This window comes from Devosia sp. UYZn731 (genome assembly GCF_040546795.1).
Lineage (GTDB): Bacteria > Pseudomonadota > Alphaproteobacteria > Rhizobiales > Devosiaceae > Devosia.
Genome location: NZ_JBEPOL010000003.1, coordinates 1 through 12,113, shown reverse-complemented (window position 1 = coordinate 12,113; position 12,113 = coordinate 1). Strand labels below are relative to the sequence as shown.

11 protein-coding genes and 1 pseudogene are annotated in these 12,113 nt (G+C 58.8%); 8 read left to right on the top strand and 4 right to left on the bottom strand.

The window, feature by feature from the left end; all coding sequences use genetic code 11:
* Positions 1-108: 108 nt before the first annotated feature.
* Positions 109-1,317, bottom strand: coding sequence for a penicillin-binding protein activator (locus tag ABIB57_RS07835; RefSeq protein WP_354039744.1), 1,209 nt, complete (start codon positions 1,315-1,317; stop codon positions 109-111).
* A 113-nt stretch (positions 1,318-1,430) separates the two neighbouring features.
* Between ABIB57_RS07835 and rsmI the strand changes: the two genes are divergently transcribed.
* The 5 genes from rsmI to ABIB57_RS07810 all read left to right on the top strand — a co-directional run bounded on the left by rsmI (position 1,431) and on the right by ABIB57_RS07810 (position 4,804).
* Positions 1,431-2,330, top strand: a complete 900-nt coding sequence (gene rsmI / locus ABIB57_RS07830) for a 16S rRNA (cytidine(1402)-2'-O)-methyltransferase (RefSeq protein WP_354039742.1) — start codon at positions 1,431-1,433, stop codon at positions 2,328-2,330.
* Complete coding sequence (locus ABIB57_RS07825) at positions 2,299-2,685, top strand: YraN family protein (RefSeq protein WP_354039740.1); 387 nt, start codon at positions 2,299-2,301, stop codon at positions 2,683-2,685. The genes rsmI and ABIB57_RS07825 overlap by 32 nt, the downstream gene beginning before the upstream one ends.
* A 9-nt stretch (positions 2,686-2,694) precedes the next feature.
* Positions 2,695-3,633 carry a glutathione synthase gene (gshB, locus tag ABIB57_RS07820; RefSeq protein ID WP_354039738.1) on the top strand — a complete coding sequence of 313 codons (939 nt, stop codon included), beginning with the start codon at positions 2,695-2,697 and terminating at the stop codon, positions 3,631-3,633.
* A gap of 150 nt (positions 3,634-3,783) precedes the next feature.
* A complete protein-coding gene (locus ABIB57_RS07815; RefSeq protein ID WP_354039737.1) occupies positions 3,784-4,089 on the top strand; it encodes a DUF2283 domain-containing protein in 306 nt (101 codons plus the stop codon).
* 85 nt (positions 4,090-4,174) lie between these two features.
* Positions 4,175-4,804, top strand: coding sequence for a MarC family protein (locus ABIB57_RS07810; RefSeq protein ID WP_299731292.1), 630 nt, complete (start codon positions 4,175-4,177; stop codon positions 4,802-4,804).
* A gap of 51 nt (positions 4,805-4,855) precedes the next feature.
* On the opposite strand, the gene ABIB57_RS07805 is transcribed toward ABIB57_RS07810, so the two are convergent.
* From ABIB57_RS07805 to ABIB57_RS07795, 3 genes are all read right to left on the bottom strand, one after another.
* A complete protein-coding gene (locus tag ABIB57_RS07805) occupies positions 4,856-6,163 on the bottom strand; it encodes a PQQ-dependent sugar dehydrogenase (RefSeq protein WP_354039735.1) in 1,308 nt (435 codons plus the stop codon).
* Positions 6,164-6,340: 177 nt separating this feature from the next.
* Positions 6,341-6,463: a hypothetical protein gene (locus ABIB57_RS07800; protein ID WP_354039733.1), complete on the bottom strand. Its 123-nt coding sequence runs from the start codon at positions 6,461-6,463 to the stop codon at positions 6,341-6,343.
* 83 nt (positions 6,464-6,546) lie between these two features.
* Positions 6,547-7,332 carry a GH25 family lysozyme gene (locus ABIB57_RS07795; protein ID WP_354039731.1) on the bottom strand — a complete coding sequence of 262 codons (786 nt, stop codon included), beginning with the start codon at positions 7,330-7,332 and terminating at the stop codon, positions 6,547-6,549.
* Positions 7,333-7,568: 236 nt separating this feature from the next.
* Between ABIB57_RS07795 and ABIB57_RS07790 the strand changes: the two are divergent.
* From ABIB57_RS07790 to ABIB57_RS07780, 3 genes and pseudogenes are all read left to right on the top strand, one after another.
* A pseudogene (locus ABIB57_RS07790) lies at positions 7,569-7,799 on the top strand (magnesium chelatase domain-containing protein); the annotation flags it as partial.
* A gap of 148 nt (positions 7,800-7,947) precedes the next feature.
* Entirely contained in the window at positions 7,948-9,975 is a 2,028-nt protein-coding gene (locus ABIB57_RS07785) for a hypothetical protein (RefSeq protein WP_354039729.1), read from the top strand.
* A gap of 224 nt (positions 9,976-10,199) precedes the next feature.
* Positions 10,200-12,059, top strand: coding sequence for a site-specific integrase (locus tag ABIB57_RS07780; RefSeq protein ID WP_354039727.1), 1,860 nt, complete (start codon positions 10,200-10,202; stop codon positions 12,057-12,059).
* Positions 12,060-12,113 lie beyond the last annotated feature (54 nt).

The window sequence follows — 12,113 nt, the reverse complement described above, 5'->3', positions numbered from 1 at the left end:
CTTCCTTCCCGCGGACTAGATCCGCGGGCCACTCACACCACGGTAGGTGCGGGAGGAGACCCGCGGATCAAGTCCGCGGGAAGTGCGGTGAGTATTGAGGTATCGGCGTCAAAGCTTCGCCCCCTCTAAAACGGCGGCTCCGCCGTTCCCCACCTGCTTGATCGCCAGCGCATATTCGCCCTGCCCATTGGCGAGGAACCGGAACACGCCGTCCCGCCCATTGAACCCGGACACCGCCGTCAGCGCCGCGGGAGCGTAGCGCGGTGTACTCATCGACAGGGTCTTCACATTAGCCAGGATCACTGCCGTATAGGCCAGCGTCGCCAGTTGCGGCGGCGGTGATCCGAACCGCGCCTGATACTCGGCGCCGATCGCCATCAGCCCGCGCGGGTCAACTGCCGGATAGATCGCTCCAGCCAGCCCCGGCGCCTGCGCCAGCCGGCCGTCAGTGTCCCAATCAGCCGAACCCACCACCAGCAAACCGGTTGTCCCCGCCTGCTGCAATGCCGCGCCGAACGCCGACGCTGCCGTCGTGTCCGGCACGAACAATGTATCGATATAGCCCGTCTTCAGCATTGGCATCGCCTGCTGCACGACGCCCTGGGCTTCCGCGGCGCTGCCGTAGGTATAGACCGCAGCCGGGCTCAACCCGATCGCCGCCACGGCCTGCCGGAATGCTTTTTCCTGCGCCGCGCCGGCCTCAGTCGCCGGAAACGCGCCGGCGAACCCGCGGCTGCCCTTGCCCAGCGCATAGTTCAGGCTGCGCTTGACCTCGGCCTCCGGCAGCACGCTGAGCAGATATACGCCCGGCGCCGCCGCACTGGGCGTATTGGCAAACCCGATGACCGGCACCCCGGCCGCGCGCCCGACGCTGCCCACCGCCATCACCTGGTCGGCTCGCAGCGGCCCCAGGATCAAGCTCGCACCATCCTGCAGCGCCGCGGTGGCCGCCTGGCTGGCGCTAGCCGCCGATGCGCCGCTGTCGCGCAGCGAAATCGTGATGTTCTCGGCAATATTAGGATTTGCCTCGATAAAGCTCATGGCGAGCCTGGCCCCATTGGCCATACCCGTCGCCGTGCCCGCCAGCGCCGGATCGCTGAGCGGCAGCAGAAGCGCCACTCGCACCGAACCCTGTCCGAACGTGTTGCCGGGCGCGGCCGGTAAAGCCGCCTGCGTCACGGGCGCGCTCTCCTGCGGCGCGTCCCAAGGAAATGTCAGCACCCGGTCACCAATGGCAAAGCCGCCCGTCGAACAGGCGCCCAAGACCATCGCCAAAACGCCAGCCGCAATCGCTCGCAGTCCAATTGTCCCGGCCATGCTTGCCCCTCAAGCCCGACGGATGCACGAAGCCTGCGCCTTTCCAATTAAGCAATTCTATACTTTGCGGCCCCCGCTCTCTAAAACAGCTTCGGAAAGCGGAAGGATGACGCGTGGACGAGCAGCAGCCCAAGACGGCTAACTATTTCATTGCGGGCCGGACCTTTGTGGCGCCTCCATTGGCGCCCGGCCTTTATGTCGTCGCCACCCCGATCGGCAACTTGCGCGATATCACCATCCGCGCGCTCGAAACCCTTGCCGCTGTCGACGCGGTGCTGTGCGAGGACACCCGTATGTCCGCCCGCCTGCTCGACCACTACGGCATCAAGGGCCGCCGCATTGCGCTGCACGAACACAATGAGCGTGCCAAGGCCGACGACATCGTCGCCCGCATTGCCGCTGGCCAGACCTTTGCGCTGATTTCCGACGCCGGCACGCCCTTGCTCTCCGATCCCGGCTTTCCGCTGATCCGCGCGCTGGCTGAAGCCGGCTTGCCGGTCTTCGCCATTCCTGGCGCCTCGGCATTGCTCTCGGCGCTGGTCGTCGCCGGCCTGCCGACGGACGCCTTTGCCTTCCACGGCTTCCTGCCACCCAAGGCGGGCGCCCGCGCCAACGCCCTCAAGGCATTGGCAGATTCACGTGAAACACTGGTTTTCTACGAGTCACCCCGCCGCCTGGACGATACGCTCGCCGCCATGACCCTCGCCTTCGGTCCGGATCGCCCCGCCGCCGTCGCGCTCGAACTTACCAAGCGCTTCGAGCGCGTCCATCGCGGCACGCTGGACGATCTCGCCGCCGAATTCGCCGATACCGAAACCAGGGGCGAAGCCGTGATCGTCGTCGGCGGCTCGCCAGAGGCCGCCGTCCCCGATGCCGCCGATTGGAATGCTTCGCTGGTCGAGGCGTTGGCCGATCAACCGCTTCGCGCTGCCGTCGATGCCATCACTGCCCAGTACGGCCTCAAGCGCAAGGAGGTTTACGATGCCGCCCTCGCCCTCAAAGCCGAAAAGTGACAAGCGCATCGCCGCCCATCGCGGTGGCCATCGTGCCGAAGCGTTGGCGGCTTGGTTTCTTCGGCTGCAACTCTACCGCGTCATCGCCACGCGGTACAAAACACCGGTTGGCGAGATCGATCTGATCGCCACCCGATTTGGTGTTACCGTCTTCATCGAGGTCAAGGCGCGAAACCAAAAATCCGGCTATGCCGAGGCGCTCGAAGCCGTCAACACGTCGCGCATTTCCCGCGCCGCGCAGTACTGGCTTGCCAAGCATCCCGCCCAGGCCGAAACACCCTTCCGGTTCGATGTGATTTTCCTTGCGCCCCGCTCCTGGCCGCGCCATGTCATCAACGCCTTCGACGCCTCTTAAGGACCAAAAATGCTCAAAGTCGCCGTCCAGATGGACCATGTCGCCACCATCAATCCACGCGGCGATTCCACCTTCGCCATGATGCTCGAAGCGCAAGCGCGCGGCCACGTGCTGCTGCATTACACGCCCGATACCCTGGCCCTGCGCGGCGAAGTGGTGTCGGCGCTCGCCGCCCCCATCACCGTGGCCGACAAGCCCAAGGGCGAGCATTTCACCCTCGGCGAGGCCAGCCGCGTGGATTTGTCGACCCAGGACGTGGTGCTGATGCGCCAGGATCCGCCCTTCGACATGAACTACATCACGCTGACCCACCTGTTGGACAAGATCCACCCCAAGACCCTGGTGGTGAACCCGCCCACCGCCGTCCGCAACGCGCCCGAAAAAATCCTCGTCACCGATTTTCCCGAACTGATGCCGCCCACTTTGGTGACGCGTGATCGCGAGCTGATCCACGCCTTCCGCAAGGAACACGGCAACATCATCGTCAAGCCGCTCTACGGCAATGGCGGCGCCGGCGTGTTCTTCCTGCAGGAGGGCGACCATAACCTCGCGTCCCTGCTCGAACTGTTCGAGCAGAACTATCGCGAACCCTTCATGATCCAGAAGTACCTGCCAGACGTGCGCAAGGGCGACAAGCGCATCATCATCATCGATGGCGAGCCGATCATGGGCCTCAATCGCGTGCCCGCCGATGGCGAAGCGCGCTCCAACATGCATGTCGGCGGCCGTCCCGAACTATCCGAACTGACCAAGCGCGATCTCGAAATCTGCGCCGCCATCGCCCCGGCCCTCAAGGAGCGGGACATGATCTTCGTCGGCATCGACGTCATCGGCGACTACCTCACCGAGATCAATGTCACTTCCCCCACCGGCATCCGCGAAATCAAGCGCTTCGGGGGCCCCGATATCGCCGTGCTGATCTGGGACGCGATCGAAAAGCGGCGTTAAAGATCGCGGGCCACGGAAGTGTAGAACACCGCACCCCCAGTCGACACCTCCCTCCTTCCAGGGGAGGATCAAAGGTGGGGGTTCTTTCTGCTAGATTCTGGCTCTTCAACCCCCACCCGGCCTCCCCCTGGAAGGGGGAGGAGAAGAGCGGTGGGACCAGCACTTGATGCTGCGATCTGCGATAGCCTTGCGTCACGGGAAGCGGCTTCCCATAATTGCGGAGCCAAGTATCGCTTCGCGCCAACCATTTGGGTCAACGCGATGAACCCGACCGTCACCTATGATCCTGATGCCAATGCCGCCTACATTCGCTTTTCTCCCGAACCCGTGGAAGAAAGCGAAGATGTGTCAGCCGGTATTATTCTTGATTACGATGCGGATGGCAGGATTGTCGGCATGGAGGTGATGGATGCCCGAGCCCATCTCTCCCCGAAACTCCTGAACAAGGCCCCCTAAAGCAAACGCCGCACCCGACCTCCTTACCCCTGTGGGCATTTCGCCCCCAACCGGCTATGGCTACGCCAGAGCCGGGGGAACCGCCATGCCGACCAATACCTTTCTTGTTGCCTTCGCCACGCTGTTCGCGACTGTCGGCGTGGCTGATATCGCTTTCATTTTCGCGGCCCTCACCAAAGACCATACGCCTCAACAGCGCTTCAATTTTGCCACGCGGGGCGTGGTCATCGCAGGCATCATCCTGCTGTTCTTCGCGGTATTGGGCAATCCGATCCTGGAACTGTTCGGCATCACCATCCCGGCCCTGCGCACAGCTGGCGGCGTGCTGCTGCTGTTGATTGCCATCGACATGGTGTTCGCCCGTCATTCGGGCGCCACCGGCACCACGACCGAAGAGGATGTGGAAGCCCGGCAGCGCCACGATATTTCGGTGTTTCCATTGGCGATGCCGCTACTGGCTGGTCCCGGCGCCATCAGCGCCGTGATCCTGTTGACCACCACCACCACCAACCAGTTCGAATATTGGTCGGTGCTGGTCGCCATCGTGGTCATCCTGGCGCTGGCCTGGCTGACGCTTTTGATCGCCATTCCCATCCAGCGCCTGCTCGGCGTCACCGGTCTCGCGGTGGTCTCGCGCGTCGTCGGCATTCTGCTGGCCGCGCTTGCCGTCCAGTTCGTGTTCGACGGTATTCGCTCCAGCGGGCTTTTGGCCTAGAGCAAGCGGCGAAAAGGTGGTTACCGGCTTTTCGCCTAAAAGCTTGCGGCGCTAAGCCCCGGTCAGCCGCCATATGATGTGGCCCACATCGTCGGCCATCAGCACGGCGCCGTCCTTGGCCAGCGCTACGCCGACCGGCCGTCCGTAGGACGTCTTTTCGTCGGGCGCCAGAAATCCCGTCAGCAGCTCGATTGGTCGTCCAGCGGGCTTGCCGTTCTCGAACGGCACCAGCACCATCTTGTAGCCGCTCAGCGTGCTGCGGTTCCACGAGCCATGCTGGCCGATCGCCATGCCGGCCGGAATGCCCGGTAGCGCGCCTTCCGGTATCCAGCACAGCCCAAGCGAAGCGGTATGCCCGCCCAGCGCATAGTCGGGCACGATGCTCTTGGCTGCCAAGGCGGTGTCCTGCGCCACGCGGTCGTCCACAGTGCCCCAATAGGCATAGGGCCAGCCATAAAAGCCGCCATCCTTGACCGAGGTCAAATAATCGGGCGGGGTTTCGTCGCCCAGTCCGTCGCGCTCGTTGACCACGGTCCATAGCGCGCCGGTGGTCGGCTCAAACGCCATGCCCACGGCATTGCGCAGGCCACCGGCAAAAATGCGGCTCTTGCCGGTGACGAGATCCAGTTCGTGGATTGCGGCGCGGCCTTCTTCCACATCCATGCCGCTCTCGCCGATATTGCTCTGCGAGCCAACGCCGACATAAATCTTGGTGCCATCGAGGCTCGCCTGCAGATTGCGCGTCCAGTGCCCGCCCGGCTTCATCTCCATCAGCTTGCGACCCGGCGCGGTGATTTTGGTTTGACCGGTCGCATATGGAAAGGCCACCACGCTATCGGTATTGCCGACATAAAGCGTCTCCCCGATCAGCACCATGCCGAAGGGCTGGTTCAGCCCGCTCAGGAACACTTCGCGCAGTTCGGGTACGCCATCGCCATCGGCATCGCGCAACAGGGTAATCTGGTTGGCGCTGTCCTGCAGCGCGCCCGCCCGGCGCATGGTCCGGGTGGCGACGAAATCGGTGATGCTGCGGATTTTGCCGGCCTGCGTCGCGGCCTCGGCGATCAGCACGTCGCCATTGGGCAGCACATAAATCCAGCGCGGATGGCGCAGTTTGGCGGCAAACACGCTCACCTTCAGCCCCGATGCCGTGGTTGGCTTCTGCCCCGGCGCCCAACCCTTGGCGGTGGGCATTTTCAAGGTCGGCATCTTGCCCTGCGGCTTGGCCTCGGGAATTGTCGGATTGGCGCCATAAATCGGCGCCATCGGCGCTCCGGCGCGCCCGCGCAGGAAATACCAAAGTGCGGCGATGACCAGCACGACGGCGACAACAAGGACAATGGCGGCAGTCTGGTTCATGCAAGAAGCTCCCGGAATAGTGCGGGCGCCAGAGGCAGGCCGCGTCAGTCTTTCCTTTGCGGCAACTGCCGCCTCAGCGCAACGGCGTTATCGATAATCCAGCAATTGTCTGCGCTCCACCGCAATAAAAAACGGCCGGCGCCAGGCCGACCGTCACAAATATCGCAGTGCCAAAATTTACTTCTTCTTGACGGTGCCGGAGCTGCCTGCGCCAAGGCCGGTGGCATTGGTGGTGGCGGCAACCTTGTCCTTCTTTGGCTTCTTGGCTTCCTTGTTGCTCTTCATTTGACCCTTGGCCATGTCTCGTCTCCTCGCTGTGGGCGGGTATGCCCTTCAAATCACCAGCAAAATCTATGCTCTTGGCACAATAGTGACAAGACCACTCATTTCTGGATGCGGCAGCGTCCGCCCGGCCCCAGCGCCGCCACGGCGCGCGGATCGCACCCGGTCAGCAGGAAATTGATCCAGTCGTTCTGGTCGCCATAAAACGCATTGCGATCGACCTCTTCGCGAATGCCGCGCACCACCCCGGTCTGCGTCCACTGCCAAAACGTCCAGGGCCGGCCCTGGTAACGTTCATGCGGCTCGGCAGCAGTCGAGCGCAGCCAGAACGCATTGGGGAAATACTCGCCCTCGAGCACATCGCGGTGGAACGTCATGTCGGTATAGATGATCGGCAGCTTGCCGGTATGGGCCTCCATCGCCGCCAGCATGACGCGGACCTTTTCCAGCGCGTCGGCCCGGCTCGGCTTGTTCTTGCAGCTCGAATGGTTGTTCCATTCCAGGTCCAGCACCGGCGGTAGCGCGTCGGGGTCGTCGGGCACATTGGCGACGAACCAGGCCGCCTGCTCGGAGGCCAACGAACACCATGTCATGAAGTGATAGGCGCCGCGCGGCATGCCGGCATCCTTGGCGCGCTTCCAGTTCTGGTAGAAATTGGGGTCGATATAGTCCTTGCCCTCGGTCGCCTTCATGAACACGAAGTGGATGCCCGACGCGTAGGTGGTGTGCAGGTCCGGATTAGACTGGTAGCGCGCAATATCGATGCCCTGGATCGGCATGTTGCGCGCGCGATCGACCCCGGCATGTGGCCGGTTATCGCCCGGAACGGCACCATAAAGCCCGCCGCCGCTGGCGCAGGCAGCGAGCACGACGACGAGCGCGGTCATTGCCACGCTCTTGAACATCGCCGTAGGCGAAACCTTGGACCAATCGGCAATCATCTAGGGAACACTCATGACGCAAAGACAGCTGAACTTTTGATTCAACATGGCCCCGTTAAAGAAAGCTTGCGGTTACCATTCTGCCTTGGCTCGATGGTTAACGGTCTCATCCATGTTCGCCAAATGTTCTTGTTCTGGTGAATGTCCTCTGTTAGCTTCGCGCCAGCGTGGGGGGCGTAGACATGGTGGCGCGGGTCGCAACGGTGGCATTTCTGGGCATCGATGCGGTGCCGGTCGACGTACAGGTGCAGATCGCGCCCGGCCTGCCGAAATTCCTGATGGTTGGCCTGCCCGATAAGGCGGTCAAGGAAAGTAGCGAGCGCGTTCGCGCGGCTTTGGTCGCCTCGGGGCTCGGCCTGCCGCCCAAGCGCATCACCGTTAACCTGGCCCCGGCCGATCTGCCCAAGGAGGGCCGTATTTTCACACGTCAAAATGTCAGAAATCCGATATAGACTTTAAATATCAGAAGGATAGCGTCAGGCGTCTAAAGTCAAATTGACTTTAGCGGATTCCAATTGACTCTGCAGCCTCAATCTCCTGACCTCCTCGTCGGAGGCTGCGATGGCGAGAAAACTCAGATCACTGGATAATCGAGGTCGCTGGAAGCCCGGTGTACAACCTGACGTTGTGCAGCGACGTGTGATGATCCCAGGTGGTTCACCTAACGACTTCTCTTGGATTTTTTACACCTACGGGGCCGTCTTCGTAGAAAAGCTTGTCTCTGCAGGGCCTGAGGCGTTCGGAGATTTAGGCAATCAGACGACAAATAAGTACGTAGCTTCTCTTCGTTATTTCTTGAAATACATTGCAACTAATGCAGCGATGAAGAAGAGCGAATTTAATTACGGCAAGGTGTTCCGTCACCTAGCTTATAGCGAAGATACCGCTGATGATTCTGACTGGAAGATAGTGCTCAGCGAGTACTATCAGGAATTGGTCGATAACAACGGCCTTACGTTTCCAAGTGGCCATACAGAAAGAAGTGTCACAAACAGGATTACCGAGTTCAGCTCAATGCGTGGCCGCTTGTTTAAGGTCCTAGGTTGGCCCGATAACGCGCCATACCCCTCTAAACGCCAGACCATGCCAAGGCAGAGCAAACCGTCCTTAGGTGAAATTTCCTCAAGGAGGAGGAAGCCTGGCAGCTCCGAGATTCAACAGCTCAATCTAGTAAGGATGCAAGCGCTCAGGAGCGCCTGCGAAGACATCCTTCTAGAGGCGAAAGAAAAAGTGAGCAGGTGTCAGCTGGTAGCGGCGGCGATCGATGAAAAGACATACAAATCGTTCAGTAACATGATCGATAGCGCTCCCATCGATATTCATCCATTGCTCCTTAAGAAAAGCGACATCGGCGGTGATGATCTCGAAAGCATTGCCGTACGATACATGAGGGACACGGGATATCGGGGGTCCAGCCTAGGTAAAAACCGACTGTTAGAGCGAGTCTCCGGCAAGAACTTCGACGATCTTCTGTCGTATTTCGAAGGGACCCGCCATTCAATGCTAGCCGCGTTTACCATCCTGTTGATAGACACTGGCATTAACGTAGAGCAGCTCCAGCAATGGGACGAAAGTCCTGCTACTTCCGTGATCTCATCCGGAAAAATTGAAGTTCATACTGTTCGGAGTCCAAAACCCCGCGCAAATTACAAGATCAAGAAGTCGCATCTTCTTCATCAAGTAGAAGACGTCTCGGACAAAGATTCGGGAGAAGGGATCTCCCTTGCTACAATCAAGGGATATGGTTCGCTCTCATCTTATGACGTGCTTACTTCTTGGCAGGAATTATCTACGGAAGCCAGACGGGCCGCGCATCAGGCTAAAAGCAAGGTCGCTGGAATGCTCTGGATATACCGAACCAAAAAAAATGATTTCAGCACAAAGGTCTATCCACATCAGTGGGCTGAATTTCGTTTTAACTGTCAGCTGAGGGAGGCGCCCCTGCGAGGTGTAGTTTTTACACGCGACAATATACGCCCAACATTCCACCAATTGCTGTTTTCAAAAAGCGGCGGCAATGCAGATTTTGTGGCTGCGGTTGCCGGGCATACGTCAACAAAGGTCACTTTCGCCAGCTACCTAAATAAGAGCCACATAAGACGGCTGATGGACCTGAAGATAATTGAGTTTCAGCAGCAGTTTGAATCTATTTTTGGTGATGGGGCTAAGCGTGCCGCTTCGCTCTTTATAGGCTTAGATGAATTTGAGAAACGGCGCGCATCGGCCGTGGCAAACGGCATAGGGTTTTACTGCAGCGCTCCGCATAGTGGATTTCAACCAGACACCAAGGGAAGGCAGTGTTGGAAGATCGACGCATGCTCAAAATGCCCACTCCTGAAGTTCTATCCAACTCGTGCCGCAATTCTGGAACTGCTTTGGTTCAAAGCTTCATTGGAGCGGGCGAGTCAAGGATTCATCACGGGCAATCCGGAACGGTGGGTCGCGGTTTGGCTACCTGCCTTGGCTTTGTGTGAGGGGATTGTTAGCCTTTTATCGGCTGGCTCTAAGCGGACAATGTTTACCAAGCTAAAAGCTGAATTTGAGGAGCTGGAAGCCGCGGGTAGCAGGGCAGATTTTCACCCATGGTAACTAGCAATAGCAATGCTCCATTGCCCCTTATCGGGCCAAGGCATGACTTTGAAAACTTGGCGCGACCTTGGTGGCTGGAGGGCGGGGAGCTTGGAGGCGACTGTTGGAAATTGCTTACCGCAGACCCTGCCAAAGTGAAGCCATCAGAAGATCGGACTATCCACTTTAACACGCCTGTGGCGCCAGGGGTCCTACTAACCGATTGGCAGGTCCGATCGGATCTCTTGACCATCAAGACCATGCTAATCGCGGACCTCGGCGCAGGCGGTGACCTAAGGTCCGAGCCCGCCGCTAAGCATCGTGCGACCACATACATGCATTTTGTCAGATGGCGCCTGCACAATGGCATTTATAGAAATGCTGACCTAACTCCAGAGGTTCTAGAGAAGCTGTTGGCTGACCTGAAGAAGCGTGGTGTTGCGAAACTAGTTTCGTTTTGCGACCAGATCCGCCGCTACACCATTGAGATCCTAGAGGGCAGGCTGCCAAAGCCAGTGATGGTCGATAGACGAAAAGCCATTCTTGACATGTCGGAAGTGAAACGTCGGGTGGGGTACGGACATACTGTCCATTTGGACGGAGAGGCAATAGCCCTACTCAATGAACTCGCGAAGTCGCTGGGAGTGCATTGTCCGCTAAAGAGTGGCGCGAAGGCAGATCAGAAAACTAAGTCTGTTCTGTCATACAGTGCATTCCTCCAAAGCTTGTTACGTCTTTGGAAGCATCGGGACGCGCTTGAGCATGATCAGATCGGATTCGTGCCCTTTGGTGGACGAAAGCCTCTGCAGGTGGCTCGCGGGGTGACTGCAGAGCCCCCCGGCAGAACTAAAACCGTCGAAAGCTTGCTGGTTTGTACCCTAATCGACCACGCCCTGCAGTGGGTACTTGAGTACAGCGACACCATCCTCAAATTCAAAACCAATCTGGAATTGCAGTTGCAGTCGCTCGCGGGGTCGCAAGAAGCGACCATAATAGCCAGAGCAATCACGCTTGCCCTTGAGAAGACAGAATTTCCGAATGCCACGCATAACACCCCGTGGCCGATTGGAGCGCGATATATAGCGGGAACTCACACTACGAGTCTCCCCCCCGTAGAGCGCGTCCTCTTCCATCTACTTCCGGCAGCTTGCATGATCGTAATTGCCGCTTTTTCGGCTAGACGGGCCAACGAGATGATTTCTCTTCAGAGAGAAAGCTGCCAGTCGGAAGAAGAGTCTCACTATCTATCAGTTTATATATCGAAAGGGCTCAACGACATCGACAGAATACCAGTTCCGTCGAGCGTATACAAAGCAGTAGGTGTCTTAGAAAAATTGATGGGTGAAGAGGCAATATTTCTGTTTGATTTTAAAGAAGCGCTGAGAAACAAACCGAAAGGATCGAAAAATCCATTCCATGTGCGGCGCTCCCTTTCACTGTTTGCAGCAAAAGTGGGCCCTTTCCTCCTTGAGGCTGGATTCGAGTGGATACCTAAACCCCACCAGCTTCGGCGCTTCTTTGCCGTACTATATTTCAACCGGTTCAGGTACGGGCACCTTACTGCCCTCTCGATGTTTCTCCGGCATGAAAGTTTGGATGTGACAGGCCGATATGTCAGGGAGGCTCATGGTGGAACGTTTGTGGAGACTCCTGCAGGCCGTCGGGCCATAAGGGAAGCTCGCCGGGCGCGAGAAGATTTTGTAGCTGTGGAGCATGACTTTAAGGTTGAACGTCTGACCAGTGCCCTGAAAGATGGTGAGATGATGGGCGGCTGGGGAGGCCAGGCAATTCAGCGTCAGTTTGAGGATCTGAAACGCGACGCCGCCGCTCGTCTCGAGTTAATGTCCGGCGACGAAATTCCAGAAGAGTCGCTCAACAGAATCATCCAGCTCATGTCTGGATCGATAAACATGGAGCCTCACAATAGCGGCCAAGGGTACTGCAAATCTACCAATCGACCAGAAGATCGAGCAGTCGCCGTGTGCCTAAGAGAGGCAGTTAAAAGCGGTTTGCAGCCTGAACAACTCCAGGTGCCCGTTTCGGCCTTTGCTACGGGTACCGTTTGTGTTGATTGTCGCCTGGAACTGACCCGGGGTTGTCATTGAGAAGTGACCCGCCTGTAGGATAGTTTCCCGCGGTGCGGGGATGGTCAAGTGGCA